15 protein-coding genes are annotated in these 18,590 nt (G+C 37.4%); 12 read left to right on the forward strand and 3 right to left on the reverse strand.

Annotated elements, in window-relative coordinates; genetic code table 11:
- Positions 1 to 784: 784 nt before the first annotated feature.
- A complete protein-coding gene (locus LI954_RS04975) occupies positions 785 to 1,543 on the reverse strand; it encodes a DeoR/GlpR family DNA-binding transcription regulator (RefSeq protein ID WP_229443862.1) in 759 nt (252 codons plus the stop codon).
- Positions 1,544 to 1,707: 164 nt separating this feature from the next.
- Here LI954_RS04975 and LI954_RS04980 point away from each other — a divergent pair, with 164 nt between their 5' ends.
- From LI954_RS04980 to LI954_RS05000, 5 genes are all read left to right on the forward strand, one after another.
- Positions 1,708 to 2,655, forward strand: coding sequence for a class I mannose-6-phosphate isomerase (locus LI954_RS04980; RefSeq protein ID WP_229443863.1), 948 nt, complete (start codon positions 1,708 to 1,710; stop codon positions 2,653 to 2,655).
- 18 nt (positions 2,656 to 2,673) lie between these two features.
- Positions 2,674 to 3,237, forward strand: a complete 564-nt coding sequence (gene hxlB / locus LI954_RS04985) for a 6-phospho-3-hexuloisomerase (protein ID WP_202065715.1) — start codon at positions 2,674 to 2,676, stop codon at positions 3,235 to 3,237.
- An 11-nt stretch (positions 3,238 to 3,248) separates the two neighbouring features.
- The gene (gene hxlA / locus LI954_RS04990; protein ID WP_202065723.1) at positions 3,249 to 3,878 is read left to right on the forward strand and encodes a 3-hexulose-6-phosphate synthase; all 630 of its coding nucleotides are present in this window, start codon (positions 3,249 to 3,251) and stop codon (positions 3,876 to 3,878) included.
- 419 nt (positions 3,879 to 4,297) lie between these two features.
- Positions 4,298 to 6,328, forward strand: a complete 2,031-nt coding sequence (locus tag LI954_RS04995) for a penicillin-binding transpeptidase domain-containing protein (RefSeq protein ID WP_229443864.1) — start codon at positions 4,298 to 4,300, stop codon at positions 6,326 to 6,328.
- Between the two features lie 1,033 nt (positions 6,329 to 7,361).
- Positions 7,362 to 7,901, forward strand: a complete 540-nt coding sequence (locus LI954_RS05000; protein ID WP_229440901.1) for a DUF1697 domain-containing protein — start codon at positions 7,362 to 7,364, stop codon at positions 7,899 to 7,901.
- A 989-nt stretch (positions 7,902 to 8,890) separates the two neighbouring features.
- Here the strand turns inward: LI954_RS05000 and LI954_RS05005 are convergent.
- A complete protein-coding gene (locus tag LI954_RS05005; protein ID WP_229443865.1) occupies positions 8,891 to 9,682 on the reverse strand; it encodes a YdcF family protein in 792 nt (263 codons plus the stop codon).
- Positions 9,683 to 10,227: 545 nt separating this feature from the next.
- A complete protein-coding gene (locus tag LI954_RS05010; RefSeq protein WP_202065731.1) occupies positions 10,228 to 10,524 on the reverse strand; it encodes a hypothetical protein in 297 nt (98 codons plus the stop codon).
- Between the two features lie 128 nt (positions 10,525 to 10,652).
- On the opposite strand from LI954_RS05010, the gene LI954_RS05015 reads away from it, so the two are divergent.
- The 7 genes from LI954_RS05015 to LI954_RS05045 all read left to right on the forward strand — a co-directional run bounded on the left by LI954_RS05015 (position 10,653) and on the right by LI954_RS05045 (position 18,581).
- Complete coding sequence (locus tag LI954_RS05015) at positions 10,653 to 11,093, forward strand: universal stress protein (protein WP_420705967.1); 441 nt, start codon at positions 10,653 to 10,655, stop codon at positions 11,091 to 11,093.
- A 526-nt stretch (positions 11,094 to 11,619) separates the two neighbouring features.
- The gene (gene licT / locus LI954_RS05020) at positions 11,620 to 12,462 is read left to right on the forward strand and encodes a BglG family transcription antiterminator LicT (protein ID WP_202066198.1); all 843 of its coding nucleotides are present in this window, start codon (positions 11,620 to 11,622) and stop codon (positions 12,460 to 12,462) included.
- A gap of 134 nt (positions 12,463 to 12,596) precedes the next feature.
- Positions 12,597 to 14,483, forward strand: a complete 1,887-nt coding sequence (locus LI954_RS05025) for a beta-glucoside-specific PTS transporter subunit IIABC (protein WP_229443867.1) — start codon at positions 12,597 to 12,599, stop codon at positions 14,481 to 14,483.
- Positions 14,484 to 14,504: 21 nt separating this feature from the next.
- A complete protein-coding gene (locus LI954_RS05030) occupies positions 14,505 to 15,953 on the forward strand; it encodes a glycoside hydrolase family 1 protein (RefSeq protein ID WP_229443868.1) in 1,449 nt (482 codons plus the stop codon).
- 921 nt (positions 15,954 to 16,874) lie between these two features.
- Positions 16,875 to 17,348 carry a PTS sugar transporter subunit IIA gene (locus tag LI954_RS05035; protein ID WP_202065741.1) on the forward strand — a complete coding sequence of 158 codons (474 nt, stop codon included), beginning with the start codon at positions 16,875 to 16,877 and terminating at the stop codon, positions 17,346 to 17,348.
- A gap of 12 nt (positions 17,349 to 17,360) precedes the next feature.
- Complete coding sequence (rhaD, locus tag LI954_RS05040) at positions 17,361 to 18,200, forward strand: rhamnulose-1-phosphate aldolase (protein WP_202065743.1); 840 nt, start codon at positions 17,361 to 17,363, stop codon at positions 18,198 to 18,200.
- A gap of 87 nt (positions 18,201 to 18,287) precedes the next feature.
- Entirely contained in the window at positions 18,288 to 18,581 is a 294-nt protein-coding gene (locus tag LI954_RS05045) for a PTS sugar transporter subunit IIB (RefSeq protein ID WP_202065745.1), read from the forward strand.
- Positions 18,582 to 18,590 lie beyond the last annotated feature (9 nt).

Below are 18,590 nucleotides of genomic sequence, written 5' to 3' on the forward strand. Positions count from 1 at the left end.
AAAAGAATGAGTGTTGATTAATGCCGCTCTGACAGGTTTTCTTAATGAATAGAATAAGGATAAATCAAGCTTGTGATTTAGTTCGTTGCTGAAAAGTACAGTACTTTAAAAGACATTCAACCCGAATTCTCCTTCGTATTGTATGAAACGTATAAAGATATCTGGTGCTTATTTATTATTTGATGATATATTGTTCAGAAACGAACAGATTATAATGCTCCAGCTTATGTCTGAGAACAGGAAGCTGGAGAGACTTAATAGATAATCGACATGCAAATCGTTTTTGTCACTGTGAGTGTGACAGAGAACAAGCTGCAGGTCGATTGTTTTTTTGAATGACGAGAGGGGTCTTTTATCCAGTACTGCTGTTCGCCAAAGGATTTAACACAAAGCTGAAACTACTATATTTGAACGGTTTCATCTATAATGGAATCTGGAAGTAGGGAAGTTGAATGTTGTTTACAGGAGCTAGACATTGTGAATTATAGCCAGCTGTTTGGTTGTTACAAAGAAGTCAGATTATTGTACGAATGGATCGGGAATTCAGTTGTTTTTCGAACTAACTCCTCTCAAGGATTTGACGTGTTAGATGAATATATTTTAAATTACCCATTCTTATGAAAGAGAGCAGAAATGAGTATAATTTATTGGATTAAGTAAAAGTAGACTTTTTCATTCTATGGAATATAAAAAAGCTGTAAACCATCCACTGATAAAGAGGTAGTTTACAGCCTAGTCATTCATGCTGGGATTAATTTACTACAAAAATTACCCAATATTTTTTTCATTCAGATTGAAAAAATATAAGTTCTTTAGGAAATTTTTCCCGTTCCTGGTCAGTCAGTCTGCGCTCCATAAAAATCATATCCAAAGAGTCATAGGTTATAAATGAATAAAGCCCTTCATTTACCAGTTTAGAGGTATCACACAAAATAAAATTTTTCCTGCTGTGTTCAATCACAGCTTTTTTTATTTCCAGCTCATGATAAGAGCGAATCGTTGGGCCGGATTTAGAAAAGCCGTCACAGCCGATAAATGAGATGTCTATATTTAATCCGCTGATTGCATTCAACGTCCAATCACCTACATAGGAATTACTTTTCTTTCGGTATAAACCGCCCGTTAGAAGAATCTGGTTATCAGAAGCAGATAAAACCTGACTGATTTGCAGTGAATTCGTAATGATTGTTAAATCATCTCGCATAACCAATAATTTAGCTAGTTGTAAAACACTTGTACTTGTATCTAGAAATATCGCAGCATTTTCAGGGATAAATTTCATGACAGCTTCTGCAATTGTTATCTTTTCTTCCAAATGTTCACTTTCCTTAACAGAGAATTCATTCTCAAAAAAAGAGTTAACCATGGAGACAGAGCCGTGTTTTTTAGAAATTAAGTTCTTGTCCTGCAGAAGGCTGACATCTTTTCGGATGGTTTCTGTTGTTACTGCGAACCTGTCAGCCAAATCATTGATGCTTACTTCACCCTTGGTAATAACTTCGTGCAGTATTTTATTTTTTCTTTCTTCACTGGTTAATTTCATCCTTTTCCTCCAAAAAAAGTTCTCTACGTAGTATATCATAACAAACTAAATTTTTGGTTATTAAGATCAAAACAAACAGGTTTTATTTAGAAAGGTTGCAAAAACAAAAAAAGTGTTTATAATTTGAAATGTAAGCGAAAACAAATTTAAGGAGTTGGTTTTCTTTGGAAAAGCAAATTTTAAAGATTCTTCCTTTTTTTGAAGCGAGGATATGGGGCGGTAAGCGAATGCTGGAAACGTTTAATTATCATACCGAGATATTTCCAGTTGGAGAAGTCTATAATGTTGCAGCTTTGCCCGGAGAAGCAGATTGTTTTGTTGAAGATACAGATATGACATTATCAGAATTATATACTGCCTGCCCTGAGTGGTTTCAGTGTGACACTGTACAATTACCGATCCGTGTTAACTTACTAGATCCTTTGGCAGACTTGTCAGTTCAGCTGCATCCAGATGATGAATACGCGTTAAATCATGATAACTCTCGTGGAAAACCAGAAGCATGGGTTATTTTGGACACTCCAGAAGACGGCAAGATTGAGTTTGGGCATCATGCACGTTCAAAAGAAGAGTTTGTGGAGCTAGTCCAAAGTAAAGAGTGGGGAAAACTGCTTAAGTATCTTCCGGCGAAAAAAGATTATTTTATTGATATTCCTGCTGGTACGTTACACGCAATTGGAAGAGATGTACTGACCTATAATATTTCCAGAAACGCTGACTTGACTTATCGACTGTATGATTATGATCGAGTCGATCCGAATACAAAGGAAGAAAGAGAGCTTCATATTGAGAAGGTGATTGACAATGTGCTGATTCCAGATCGTTCTACAGGATTTGTCTGGTACGATTCCTATTTGAAGGCTGGCTGTGAAATTACTGATTACTGGGATGAGCCAGGGTTATATACATTGAGTCGTATCAAAACAGAAGCAAAGGGGAGATATGAACCAAAGCGATTTGCATTTATCACGATTGTTGAAGGAGCTGGAAAAATAAATGACACAGAAGTTTCAAAAGGCGAGACGATAATTGTTCCAGACCATTTTGGAAAATTAACACTGTCCGGTAAGATGGATATGTTTGTGGCAAGCTATAAAAATTTGAAAAAATAATGAGGAGGACAATTCTGAATGAATCCTGTTGACTTGTCGTATAAGGCAGCGTTGGAGCTGGCGGAAACACTTAAAAATGTGAACATTCAGCAAGTGAATACATTGTTGGAATTGATAAAAATAAAAAAAAGAATATTTGTGACAGGTGCAGGACGTTCCTTGCTTATGCTGAAAGGTTTCGCCATGCGTCTCATGCATATTGGCTATGAAGTCTATATTGTCGGAGAAGTAACCACTCCAGCATTTCTGGAAGATGATTTGTTAATTGCTGCCAGTGCTTCTGGAGAAACAAAATCTTTAATCTCTAATGCCGAACGAGCGAAAGAGTATGGCGGCTCAATCGTTGCACTGACAATTTTTGAACAGTCGAGTCTGGGAAAGCTTGCTAATGAAGTGGTAAAAATTCCGGCATACACAGACAAATTACCTGTGAGTGAAATCAACCGAAAAGGAATTCTTCCGGGGGGAAGTATGTTCGAAGAAGCGATTCTTTTATTAGGGGACTCGCTGATTCTTGAACTGGCGAAAGACCAGCAAGTGGATACAACAAAAGCATTTGAAAATCATGCAAATTTAGAATAGGCGGGATAAAAATGAAATTACAGCTGGCAATTGACGAACTGAATTTGGAGCAGGCGTTAGAACAACTGGTTACTCTTGAACCTTTCATAGATATTGCGGAAGTAGGTACCCCATTTTTAATTGATGCCGGGCGTGAAGCGGTTAAGCAGATCAAAGAAAAATTTCCTCAGCTGGATGTATTGTGCGATGCTAAAATTATGGATGCAGGAGCATATGAAGCACAATTGGCATATGATGTTGGTGCAGCTTATGTGACTGTACTTGGAATTACGGATGATTTAACCATAAAAGGCTGCGTTGATCAGGCAAAAAAACAGGGAAGAAAAGTAATGGCAGACATGATTTGTGTAAAGGATTTAGCTGCAAGAATTCCAGTAATTGAAAGTCTGGGTGTAGATGTTATTGCTGTTCATACTGGTGCAGATCAGCAGGCAGCAGGCAGAACACCCCTTGAGGAGTTAAAAGAAATAAAGAAATATGCTAAAAACGTTGAAATTGCTGCAGCAGGTGGTATCAGCAGTCAAACAATCAATGAGTATGTTGCATTGGAACCGGATATAATTATTGTCGGCAGCGGGATTTTGAATGCGGCTGATCCGCTTAGAGAAGCCAAACTGATTAAGGAAGCATTGAAAAGATGAACAGATACTTTCCTTGTTAGGATTATTGAATATTTTTTCAGCTCATTCAATTGAAAACCCAAAATACTTTATATAAATAATGAAGCCTCTTGCTTGATATGATTTCAGAGAGGTTTTTTTGTTTTGAAATGTATAAAAACAGGAAACTGAAAGAGTCAGGAGGCTGATTTAAATGTCTCACTGGTGAATATGGCAGGTATTGTCAGCTACGCCAATTACTTGTACAAAATGAGTTTTATAGTTTGAAAGAAGGAGTTATTTAAGAATAGAAAAACTGGATAAATAATAAGATTTAAATATATGATAACTTTTGCAGTAAAAGCTGTTCTTGCATACAATAAGATTGTAAGATTAAAATATAGGACAAGTAATGATGGATTAATTTTTTTATTAACTGAAGGATGAAAAGGAGACTTGGTATGGCAGGAAATGGGAAAATGAAGGTATTTATTGGCGTTGCAGCAATGGTAGTGGTTGCTGGCTCAGTTGGCGGTTATTTTGTATATAAAAATCAGCAGGAGAAAAAGAAAGTTGACAGTATTGTTGATAAATACTCCGACACATTGGCAAAGCAGGATTTTTCTGCGTATAATGCATTGTTTTCAGAAGAATCATTTAAGGACAATTCAACTTCTAAAGAGGAAGTAATTCAGCGATATGAAAATATCTTTTCAGGTATTGGCACCAATAAAATAAATGTTGAAAGCCTATCTGTCTCAAAAGAAGATGATGGAAACTATTTGATTACGTATACTTTAAAACTGGAAACATCTTTTGGAGAAATCTCTACGGAAAAGTATGATGTTGAACTGATAAAAAAAGATGATGAGTATACATTTAACTGGAAACCTTCTTTAATCTTCCCGGAAATGGATGAGGATGATACAGTCAAAGTAGAGAGTGACGATGTTGAGCGTGGCGAAATACTAGACAGAAATGGAAAGAAAATTGCAGAAAATTATGACTATCAGCAATTGGGCATAATTCCCGGACAGCTGGGAGAAGGAGAGCAGAGGGAACAAAACATACAGACAATCAGCGAAAAGTTTGGCGTTTCCATTGAGATTATAAATGAAAAACTGGCTCAGTCTTGGGTGAAGGATGACTGGGTTGTTCCTATTAAAACACTGGAAAATGCGATTAGTACTGCCGAGATGGGTGAGTTGCCTTCTGGAGCAAGTATTGGCAGCACAAATCAAAGACACTATCCATATGGAGAAGCAACGGCTCATTTATTAGGCTATGTTGGTAAAGTTAGTGCAGAAGATATTGAGAAAAATCCGGTGCTGTCTGAAGAAGACTATATTGGAAAATCTGGATTGGAAGCAGCCTTTGACGAGCAATTGAGGGGGAAATCCGGTGCTGTTATAAAGATTGTTGACAAGGACGGGAAAGAAAAGAAAACCCTTTTGTCTGTCGAAAAAATAGATCCTGCTGATATTACCTTGACAATAGACAGCGAAGCACAAAAAATTGCTTATGATTCACTAGGCGGAAAGCCTGCCACTGCGGTTATTTCAAACCCTGAAACTGGAGAACTGCTGGTTGCAGCTGGGGCACCTTCCTACAATCCGAATAAAATGGTGTTAGGCATTTCGGAAGAGGAGTATAAGAGGTATGCGGATGATACGAACCTGCCGTTCATGGCTCGTTTTTCCAATCGTTATGCACCAGGTTCAACGTTTAAAACAATCACAGCAGCTATAGGCTTGGACTCTGGAAATATTAATACAACAGAAGAGCGAACTATCGAAGGCTTGAAGTGGCAAAAAGATGCCAGCTGGGGCGGATTTTGGACAACACGGGTAAAGGATACGCCAGTTGTGGATCTGAAAAAAGCATTGGTCTATTCGGATAATATTTTCTTTGCGCAGAAGAGTCTGGAAATGGGAGAAGATGTTTTTCGTGGCGGACTAAACAAATTCATTTTTGGAGAAGAATTGGATCTTCCAATCTATGTTGAGCCTGCGAGTATTTCAAATGAAGAGACCTTTAATTCTGAAATCCTTTTAGCTGATACAGCTTATGGACAAGGAGAATTAATGATTTCTCCGATTTCTCAATTAACCATGTATAGTGTATTTATGAACGACGGTACACTTGTTTATCCGCAAATAGTAAAGGATCAGGAAGTGAAAACGAAGCAGGAAGTGGTTAGTGCGAATGCTGCCAATATTGTACTGAATGATTTGATTGACAGTGTTGCTTCACCGGAGGGCTATGTCTACAGCTTGTATAATCCTGATTTTACGTTGGCTGCGAAAACAGGTACAGCCGAAATAAAGGATAAGCAGGATACAGATGGAACAGAGAACAGCTTTTTGCTGTTTTTCGATGTGAACAACCGCAATTTTATGGGACTGATAATGTCTGAGAATTCTGGTGAAAATGGAACGGCAACGGAAAAATCCGGTGCTATTGTTCAATATCTGGAAGAGCATTATAAATAGGAAAAGAGAAATGCACGTATAAGAAAATCCTCTGATTTTGGTTGAAAGTTAATAGATAAAAGCAATTACCCGTCATTTTGATCGTAAGAGGGACTGTGACATAAGTATGTCTAAGTCCCCTAAAACCGAATAAACGGTGTTCCAGAAGCTGTCTCTTCGGAAATAAGTCGAACTATACTGAAAATATGAGTAGCTCCAGGGAGGTATCAATTCACAGCTAGTCATATTATGACTAGTGTTCCTTGACAATTTTCGTATATTCCGACTTATTGTCATAAATCACTACGATTGACTCGTCAGAGTAGATGATGCATGATACCTACCTGGTTCTTGAGACAGAACACTTCTGTCACAACCTCCTTTCTTTTGGTCTTTTCAGCATATAGCTTGGTACATCTAGGGCAGTTAGAAAAATTATTTTTTCTCATTATTTAATTTTCATGAAATACTATTTTTACAGTTTTTAAAACAATGAATTTCTGTTGACCAAACAGCGGACGTGAAAATAATCAGAAAAATGGAGCTGCCATGTGGACAAAAAGTTCGTTGTTTTTATTATCCGAACAGGCATATTATTGAAATAGGTGAAGATATGAGGACAATGCTTAAGGAGGAAATAGCAGAAGAACAGGATTTGGTAAGGATGTTTATGTTGCTGGAAGCGATTGAATATTTTCTGAGTTTTTAGCCTGTTTACTGGTATAATAAAACAGTGTAAAAAACATGTAGATACTAAAAAATCGTTAAACTAAATTGACTAAATTTTCATGCAGTTATACTAGAGCGTGTCTGAAAAGGTAGTGGAAGTTGAATGTTTCAGTGATTTCTGTTGAAATCAAGGAAGAAAACACAGCATATGTGGTTCATAAGCAAGTATTTATGACGAGGAGTTCGATAAAAATCATCAAACTATTCACCGCTGGAGTTTTCAGACACATAAGCTGCTAAAAGATTATTTCATAAGCAGATAGCACTATCGTTATTTTGCTAATTGGATTGCCAGACCAGAATAGATGAAGGGGATGTGTAGCTTTTGAAGAAATATATTGCACTTTTACGTGGGATAAATGTGGGAGGAAAAAACAAAATATCGATGCCTGTTTTAAGAACTGTATTTGAAGAGCTTGGTTTTTCAGATGTTGTTACCTATATTAACAGTGGAAATGTTGTTTTTTCCAGTGTTATTCAAGATGAAGTTGAGCTGATAAAAAAATGTGAAGAAGTAATTCTTGAAAGATTTAAGTTAACTATACCTGTTGCTGTTATATCAGCAGATGATCTGGCTGAAGCAATGGAAAATGCGCCGGAGTGGTGGAATACAGACAAAGAATCAGTGCATTATACTATTTTTGTTCTTTCGCCAATTCGTGTCGAAGAGATTTATGCAGGTGCAGGCGAAGTGAACCCAGAATTTGAGCAGGTGGGGCATCATGGCAATGTCATTTTCTGGTCGGCTCCCTTGAAAACTTATTCCAAAGCGAAGTGGTCAAAAATTGCCAGATCTTCTGTAAACAGTCATGTCACTATCAGAAATGCCAATACAGTGAATAAATTACTGTTGATGACACAATAAAAGTATTTAGTTAAAATAAGGATCAATTTAGAAAAATTGCTGTTCCCCTTTATTTCATAAAGTACAACATATTCTTAAAATATGCAGAGTCCGGGCTGTTACTTTCCTGGACTTTTTTAATTAGAATGTAAAAACGATGAAAGGAATAGTAGAGTAGTAAATCTCCATTACTAATTAAAATAAGAAGGTTAGTAATTTTATTGCATTATATTTGTACTTATGGAAAATTAAATATAATAAAATGAACATATTGGTTTTATGAAAACTTTGGAATGTATTATAGGCTTTGGATTATTATAGCAGCACTTGTTCCTGTGACTGTTCATGCATATGGAGTTGACTACAGATCATTGGAAGTACGGAGCTGGGGAGCTTCTGCTTATTCTCTTGTTCAAAAATATGACTGAATTGGAAACTATCTATTTAGACTTGAGAAATCGCAGCAGTCGGGATGAAGTAGGTACTGATTTGAGGTCTATACATGATATTTCTGTATTAAATGGACTGGAAAATTTATCCTATATATTAAAGAAACCGCAGGGCAGAAACTCTCTATTCAAAAGAAGGATGAGTCAGTATCAACTAGTGAATACAAAGGAGAGTTTACTGATCGGGTAATGACGGTTATATCAATGGTTAGGAAAAGATAAGTTGATAATAATAATTTTTATGTGATGTGATATGTTCATATTAAGAAAAGGAACATAGCTTTAACAGCCTGAAAAACTGGTAACGATTTATAAAGAACAAGGGTTTGTTATCGATTTTTAGATGGATTTGTCCGGCAAACTCAAATAAGAAAATGTGATAGCTTTATCCTAAAAATAAAGAAAACCTTCCAATGAGAATGAGTAGCAAACATAACGCAGTTTATACGATAGATAAGAAACAGAAATTGTGAAAATTTGGATAGCTTCATTTCAAAATAACAGGTTTAAATAAGTGACTACGTTTCGATCTAAATAGAATGTTGTTATATTATTTTCCTTTTATTGAGAAGCAAATTTAGGATTTGCCTTTCGGATTAATTCTGGATAGTGTGTGCTTACTTCGTCGAACGCATGCATAACATTAACAGGAATATCAATATGAGTCAAAAAGTTTCGCCCCTTTGGACCATATCCATGCTCATCATCCCGTATCCTCGGAATTTCTCCCAATAATAAAGAAATATAGCGTTTGATTTCCCACATTCCTTTGATATCTTCCCGATATGCTAAACCATTATTTCTCAGAATGATTTCAGCATGGTAAGCCGGGTAGTTAATAACTGTCACATCTTTTGAAACATGTTTTTTTAAAGTTAAATCCATTCGCAGCTGCATGGCAGCATCCTGTATAATCAGAATGCTTTTTGCAGGTATTTGTTCCCTGTGTATTAAATCCAACAGATAAGTCACATTATTTCCGCAATTGGTAGATTTTGTTTCAAGATAATCAGGAGCTAATCTGTATTCTGCAGATAAGATAGCAGAAAATAATTCAGCTTCAGATTCAATACCTGTTGAAATACCAGGAAAAGCATTCTCTGCTTTTGTGAATAAGGTTTCTGAAGTATGTCCATAGCCGCCAACAATAATATATTGTTGTGCAATCTGATTTTGAATAGCATCAGCCATAACCTCGACACCAGCCAGAATACTTCCGCCAAAAAGAACCATTACATCTACTTTTTTAATGCCGTAAGTATCGTTTAATGCTTCTTTCGTCAAATGCTCAATATCCTGTTTTCCACAAAATGTTCCTAAACAATTAATAGACTGATCGATCGAATGTGTCATTGGACTATCTCCGTTTTCAATAAAATTGTAAGAGGCTTCATGCAAAATTGTAACAAGGATTCAGCAAGGGAGTCAATGAGTAAATTATGAGTCTATGGAGAGAAAGCAATTACTATGAAGATATGCTAATGGATTCCCTTGTATTTCTGCATGCCCCTTCTTTGAGGGAGCTGAAAGTAAAGAAGATTCTCGGACAAGAGATAAAGTGCTGGGCGGAGAAGGGATCACTATTTGGGAAACTTGATGGAAGCTATGGGGATAAAGAGCTAAGTCGCTTGGAATCCTATATTTTGCAAATATACTAAAGGCTGCTATTATGCATTTATGGTTTCCTATTCTATAATTTCCTCAAAATTATTTAGGAGACTTAAGGTGGCTCTTTTATGAGTGGTCTTTTTTTAATATGGTGCTATTTCTTGGGTATTAGCTATTTTTGGAACTATTCTTTAACATATGGAAGAAAAATAGCCGGCAGGGAAGACAAGTAATAAGGATTGTTGATTAAGAATAGAAACTAAGACACAACCCGGATTTATTGAATGGTATCAATTCAAGTATTTTTCCAAGCGTTCAATCATATCTTTTTGAGCAATGAATGAACGCAGGTAAGGGAGAGAAACCTCATTAGGAAGAATAAACCAAGAAGAATGATAGCCATTAGTGGTTGTTGGAAACCCTTTATCTTCTTCATTATCACCATCATATCTAATGGCGAATGCGTCTTTTCCGTTCCATTTTACTTTAGCAACAGAGTATCCTTTGTTCGTTTGGGTCCCGTCTTCAATCAATGCAATAAGCTCTAGTTTTTCTTTTGGGCTGACTACTTTGTTCGGTGAAACCATGATAAACCCTCCATTCATTTTCTTATATCTATTATACTCAAAAAGAATAATTATTTCGAGAAGAAGCATGCTGCTTTATTCGCCCAATTGAATGATTCATAGTATACTAAAAGCAGGAGGGGATTATGATGGCTGACAAGTATACGAATATCTTGGTTGCAGTTGATGATTCTGAGCAAGCAAACAAAGCATTTAAAGAAGCAGTTGCAATTGCTAAACGAAATGACGCAGTTCTTTGTATTTTAAGTACATTTGCTATTCCTACTTATGATTCATTAGGTCTCTCTATACAAAGTATAATTGATATGGCAGAAAAAGAAACAGAGCAGCTTGTCCGGGAAAAAACAGAGCAGGCAAAGAATTCAGGCCTGAAGAATGTCATTTATCGAGTAGTACAAGGGCATCCCAAACATATCATTGTAAAAATGATAAAAAGTGAGGGGTATGATTTAGTTGTTATGGGCTCTTCTGGAAAGGGAGCTGTTGAGCGAACGCTGCTTGGCTCCAACACGTCATTTGTAGTTAATCATGCTCCTTGTGATGTATTGGTTGTAAAGGATAAAAGCTAAGCGGATTGATTGAGTATTTTTAAAGAATGTGGTATAAAATAGGTGTAAGGGATTTAAAACTCCCACCATAAGCTGGTCCAATGAATACAGAAATGTTGCAAGCGGAAGAAAACTTATGGGGTGCGTACGATGTAGGCTGCGTACAACTTGCAAAGCTATTGCGGAAGCGATAAAAGGAGCGTGGGGGATGAAGAGATTCCTTACAAGGTACAAGGTACAAGGGGCTAACAATAGGTGAAGGCTGAATGAGTAGACATAGGAACCTCAGTTTCAGCAGTGCGAAAGCAAACACCATTGTTAGTCCTATTTATTTGGCTCTAGCTCAAAGAGTGCGGTTAACCATTAAATTTAGGTGAATTCAAAAAATATTCCTGCTTGTCATTTTAAGTAATCCGTGGTATTCTGATATCGATAAAGGATTGTTACTGTTAGGCAGGCAAAACCAGAATGAACTTATTTACTGTATGCAGTAAGATAGTGGGTGAATTCTAGGTTTTTTTATTTTTGGAAAAGGACTTTCATTATGATTATTATTGATAAAATTTTGAATAACAATGTAGTGATGGCGCTTAACAGTTCGGGAGAAGAAACAGTTTATATGGGCAGAGGCCTTGCTTTCAGCAAAAAAGTTGGAGATGAAATTTTTCCGGAATTTATTGAAAAAGAATTTATTCTGAAAGATACAGCACTTTCCAGTCAGCTTGAACAGCTGTTTTCCGATATTCCCTCTGAAGAGGTCGAAGTAGTAAAAAAGATTGTTGATTTGGCTGAAGAAGAACTGCAAATGGAACTATCTTCAAATATCTACCTGACTTTAACAGATCATATTCACTATGCAATCGCGAGGGCCAAAGAGGAGATTGTTCTTTCCAATCCTCTAAAATACGAGACCCGTAAATTTTATCCCAGAGAATTTAATATTGCCCGCCAGGGAATTAAGATGGTTAACGAGCAGTTTGATGTGTCGTTTTCAGATGACGAGGCGGGATTTATTGCTTTTCATATTGTCAATAGCGAACAGGGAAACAATACAATGGAAGTTACGATGACGGCAACAGAAATTGTTAGTAACGTTTTAACGATTATTCAACGGTATTTTGGTACCCTGTTTGATGAAGATGCTCTGAACTATCAGCGTATGGTTACGCACTTGCAGTTTTTCAGTCAGCGTTATTTAAAAGATGAACTGAATGGTGATGACGACGAATTTTTGTATGAGCTGATTCAGTCAAAGTATCCTAAAGCATTTCAAGCAGTGCAGCGGATCAATCAGTTTTTAGAAACCGAGTACAACAAGCCGATTGGAAAATCGGAACAAACCTATCTGACCATCCATATTCAGAGATTGGTTGGAGAAAAAAATGAATAATCCTCAATCATCGGATTGTTACTGGTAATGCAGGCTAAACCCGGATTGAAAAAATATGCTAGTACAGAATTTCTTGTGCTGCCGTTTTTTCAATTTGGGTTTTTCTTATTATAAAAAAAGAAAGAGGGATAGTAATGAGTAAAAATCAGGAAATTGCAGCTCGTATTCTGACACTGGTTGGCGGAGAGAAAAATGTAATTAGTGTAGTTCACTGTGCAACACGTTTGCGTTTTAAGCTGAAAAATGAGACTGATGCAAAAACAGACATATTAAAAAACGATCCGGAGGTTATTCAAGTTGTTCAAAGCGGTGGTCAGTATCAAGTGGTTATCGGCAGCCATGTAAGTGATGTGTACAAAGAATTAATGGCTCAAAGCAGCTTGGGAAATGAAGGTACAAAGAATTCTGATACCAAAGGCGATGGAAATATTTTTAACCATTTGATTGATGTTATTTCATCCATTTTCACACCATTCCTTGGTGCGATGGCTGGGGCAGGGGTATTGAAAGGGTTTCTGACCCTTGCAGCAACAATGGGCTGGATGGCTGCTGACTCAGGTGACTATTTGGTTCTATACGCAGTAGCAGATGGATTGTTCACTTATCTGCCGATTCTCTTGGCATTTACAGCTGCCAAGAAATTTAACACAAACCAGTTCCTAGCTGTCTGTCTAGCAATGGCACTTGTCCATCCAAGCATTAATGCTTTGGCTGGAACGGAATTAAGCTTTTTCGGTATTCCGGTTATTTTAGGTGCAAGCGGTTATACATCCTCCGTTATTCCTATTATTCTAGCAGTATTTGTTATGCAGTATGTAGAACACTTCTTTAAAAAAGTTATTCCTAATGCATTGCAGATTATCTGTGTTCCATTAGCAGTCTTTTTAGTAATGACACCATTAACTTTCATCGCTATTGGACCTATTGGAAGTATTGCAGGTGATCTGCTTGGCGGAGCGTATAATTCTATTTATAATTTAAGTCCGATTCTGGCTGGTGCTGTAATGGGTGGCTTCTGGCAAGTGTTTGTTATGTTCGGTATGCACTGGGGCTTCGTTCCGATTATGATGCTGAACCTGTCTGAAGCAGGCGGCGGTATGGATACACTAATGCCGATGCTTTTACCGGCAGTTATGGCGCAGGGTGGTGCAGCACTGGCTGTTTTCCTGAAATCTAAGAATGTAAAGCTGAAAGGATTGTCTCTTTCTTCTGCAGTGACATCTATTTTTGGTATTACTGAACCCGCTGTTTATGGTGTTACACTGCCATTGAAAAAACCTTTTATTGCAGCATGTATTGGTGGTGCAGCTGGCGGAGCCTTTGTTGCATTCAGCGGAACAAAGAACTATGCATTTGGATTGGTGAGTCTGTTCAGTTTACCGGGCTTCATTACTCCGGGAACCTCTGATACTTCAGGTATTGTTTCAGCAGTAATTGGTACTGGAATTGCAGTAGTCATAGCGTTTATTTTAACCTTGGTTTTAGGATTTAAAGATGAACCAAATGAAGGAAAAGTTTTATCAGATGGATCGGATAAAATGATTTCCAATGATATAGAAAAAGGACAAAAAATTATTTTGACAAGTCCTGTCAGCGGGGATATTATTCCGCTTTCTGAAGTGAAGGATAATGTGTTTTCTTCAGGAGCCATGGGTAAAGGTCTGGCCATTCGTCCGAATGATGGTGCAGTTTATGCACCTGTTGACGGAGAGATTACCACTATTTTCCCAACAGGTCATGCAATCGGTATTACTTCTAAAGACGGAATTGAAATTCTGATTCATATCGGTATGAATACTGTTGAGTTAAATGGAGAAGGCTTTGAAGCGTTTGTGAAAAATGGCGATAAAATTTCCAAAGGAGATCTTTTAGTGAAATTTGATGTTGCGTTAATTACAGATAAAGGATACTCTGTTGAGACTCCAGTAGTAATTACCAATAGCAATAACTTTTTAGATGTACTGGATTTATCTCAAGAGAATGTTTTACATGGGGAAGATTTTCTTGTAATAGTAAAATAATAATTTGGAGGATAAATGAATATGAAAAAATTTACAGGTTTTCCCGAAGGATTTTTGTGGGGCGGTGCAACAGCTGCCAATCAGCTGGAAGGCGGTTATCGTGAAGATGGTAAAGGACTTTCTGTTGCAGATGCAATGCCTGGCGGTAAAGCTCGTTTTGCAGTACTTGGAAGTGAAGACTTTGACTGGTCGATAGATGAGGATAAGTATGTTTACCCGAACCATCGTGGGATTGATCATTACTACCGTTATAAAGAAGATATCAAACTGTTTGCTGAAATGGGCTTCAAGTGTTACCGTTTTTCAATTGCATGGGCACGTATCTTTCCACAAGGCGATGAACGCGAGCCTAATGAAGCGGGTCTTGTTTTCTACGAATCAATGATTGACGAATGTTTGAAATATGGTATTGAACCTGTAATTACCATTTCTCATTATGAAATGCCGTTGAACTTGGCTGTTGCTTATGGCGGCTGGAAAAATCGTCAACTGATTGATTTCTTTGAACACTATGCGAAAACAGTTTTAACTCGTTTCCATAAAAAAGTAAAATACTGGATGACTTTTAATGAAATAAATTCAGCGTTTCATTTTCCGGTTCTCAGTCAGGGACTGGTGAAAAAGACTGGTGCAGGAGATAAACAGAATTTATTCCAGGCATGGCATAACCAGTTTGTTGCAAGCAGTAAGGCGGTTAAAATCGGACATGAGCTTGACCCTGAACTTCAAATCGGCTGTATGATTATTTACGCGACAACGTACAGCCTGGATGCAAATCCAATCAATCAGATGGCTACACTGGAACAGAATCAGGAATTTAATTTCTTCTGTACAGATGTACAGGTTCGCGGAGAATATCCTGCGTATACCGGCCGTATCTTTAAAAAATATGGAGTAGATGCTGAGAAAATGGATATTACAGAAGCAGATTTGGATTTGCTGAAAAAATATCCAGTTGACTATATTGGCTTCAGCTATTATATGTCAGCAGCGGTGACCATCACCGAAAAGAGTGAGGAAGTAGCTGGAAATCTGCTTGGCGGAGTGAAGAATCCATTTCTTGAAGCAAGTGACTGGGGCTGGCAAATTGATCCGGAAGGGTTGCGCATTGCCTTGAATGAATTGTATGATCGTTATCAAAAACCGTTGTTTATTGTTGAAAATGGACTGGGTGCTATTGATAAGGTTGATGAAAACTTCTATGTGGAAGACGACTATCGTATCGATTACCTGCGTCAGCACATTCAGGCGATGGAAAAAGCGATTGAAGATGGTGTTGATTTAATGGGTTATACACCTTGGGGCTGTATTGATCTGGTCAGTGCTTCCACTGGAGAAATGAGTAAACGCTACGGCTTTATCTATGTTGATCTGGATAATAATGGAGAAGGCACGATGAATCGCTGCAAGAAAAAATCCTTTAATTGGTATAAACAGGTCATTGAGACAAATGGGGAAAATTTAGATTAATAATACTTTAAGCAGCCGTCTCAGCGAGAGTTGAGGCGGTGTTTTTGTATGGAGAAATGTGGGTTGCCTTTTGAATGTTGGTCTGAATAAAAGAACTAAAATATATCTAAACAGCATCAAATCTCCATGAAAATGAGTGTAAAAAAATAAAATCTGGTAGTTACCAAATTTTAGTGACTTTACCGAATATATTCTTATTTTTAACCCAGCCGTTGACAAAGCCGTGATTGTTGGCAATCTGATATTCAACCTGACTGTTCCTGGTTCTGATTGCAGCAATCAAATGTGTATAGTAATTTCCTTTGACTTTGCAGAAGACGATATCATTTACCCGTAATACAGTTTCTTCCGTTACCGGTATCAGGGTGACTGGCTGATTCTATTTAAGAATCGGCAACATCGAATTTCCTGCTTCTTTATATTTTTCAACAGTTTTTCCTTGTTGAAGCAATGAAGCAAAATAACTTGCTTTTGACACTAAAAATCCCTCCTTTTCCATTAAGTATAGCAAAAGAGCTAAGCAGAAACAATATGAGAAAATATTTGACGTTCCCCATTTTTCATTAAGAACCCTATTATATCAGTAGTTACAGAAGCTGGTTTCTAAACAAAGGAAACACGCCTCGAAATACTGTAGTTCAATAATTTTTTGTATTAGTTTCAAAAATTTGAAGTAAATTCAAGGAGAAAATCAAGTGTCACATTGAAACTTTGGCAGAATACTCCCAGCGGAAGAAAGGTATCTGCTGATTGAGGGGGTACTATTTTCATAGCTGCTAAAATAATATTTCCCAGAGAAAAAAGTTCGGATGGTCCAAAAGATAATCAGTTAAAAAATAAAAATTGTGATGAAAGCGGTCACAAATGCAGCATACTATTTTATATAATGTGGCTATAACTAAAGGAAGGAGGGGCAAAGGTATGACAATCGATCATTATTTTAGTGAAGAATTGGCAGATATTATTGAAGAAAGCAACAATCAGGAGGAATTTTTTTCGTATATTTTCCAAAAACTGAAGCATAAAGGATATGTGGAGGATAGTTTTTATGAGGCAGTCACGGAACGGGAAAAGGATTATCCGACAGGCTTAAAGACACCTTTTTTGAGTGTGGCTATTCCGCATACAGATCCAACGCACATAAAAAAACCGTTCGTATTTATAACCAAGCTTTATCAGCCTATTTCTTTTGGACAGATGGGATCTGTTGATGAAAAAGTAGAAGCTCATTATGTGTTTGTCCTTGGATTTGAAAAAGGTGAAGAACAGCTGGTTCTTTTACAAAATTTAATGGCGATGTTTTCTGATGAGAGAACAATGACCCGATTATCTGAGAATATATCGGAACATGAAATGTATTCAATTGTAAACCAATACTACATTAATAAAGAATAGGAGATTTTATCTATGACAAAGATTCACAATATTTATGAAGCGCCCTTTATCAAAGAAATGTGTGAAGCAACAAGGAACCTTTGGAATAATGGTTGGGCGGAAAGAAACGGAGGAAATATCAGTTACCGTTTGGATGAATCAGAGGTTGGCTTCTACTTGGATACAGATCGGATTTTGAGTGAAGTGGAACTCGGCTTTGAAATTCCGGAGCTTGCAAATATGATATTTCTGGTTTCCGGCTCAGGGAAATATTTTAAAAATGTGTGGCAAAATCCTGCAGATAATCTGGTTATTTTGAAAATTGATGCAGCAGGAAAGAAGTACCAGGTTTTATGGGGACTGGAAACAGGCGGAGTACCAACCAGTGAGCTTGCATCTCACTTGAAATGTCATGCAGTCAGACTGAAACAGGATGCAGAGCATCGGGTAATCCTTCATACTCACTCCATAGCCATTTCAGCGATGACCTTTGTTCATGAACTGGACGAAGATAAGTTTACGAAGACTTTATGGGAAATGATTACAGAATGTCTGGTCGTATTTCCGGACGGTGTTGCTGTTTTGCCATGGATGGTGGCGGGAACAGTAGAGCTGGGGGAAGCCTCCGCTGAAAAAATGCATTATTCACGAATCGTTGTTTGGCCGCATCATGGAATCATGGGTGCAGGTCAAACAATGGATGACGCATTTGGATTGGTGGAAACTGCTGAAAAAGCTGCAGATATTTACATGCGTGCTGTACAGGTGCCAACTGGAATCATCCAGAAAATCACTGATCAGCAGCTGTGGGATTTAGCTGATCGTTTTGGTGTGGCTCCCAAAGAAGGAATTTTAGCACCAAGAGAACAATAATAGATGGGTTGGTCAATTCCCATCTCTTACTGCAGAGTTATTGAGTGAGTATAAACAACAATTATTTTAAAAGACAGGAGAATAGTGATGAAAAGAATTAATGTAATCTCAGTATGCGGCTCCGGGACTGTAACAAGTTCTATGGTAGCTGGAAAAGTAAAGGATTTTTTGGAGGATAACGGGTATAAAGCAAAGACTGTTGAGGTGAATCCAGGCGGAGTGGAAAATGAGCTGGCTTCCGGACAATGGGACATAATTGTTCATACGAGTCCATTAAAGGGGACTTATAGTATCCCGACGATTAATTCAGTAGGACTATTGACAGGAATGGAAGAAGAGGAATTTTATGAAGAGCTGCTTGAAACGGTAAAATCACTGTAAAAGGGGGAG

This window comes from Enterococcus sp. CWB-B31 (genome assembly GCF_020567645.1).
In the GTDB taxonomy this organism is placed as follows: Bacteria; Bacillota; Bacilli; order Lactobacillales; family Enterococcaceae; genus Enterococcus_L.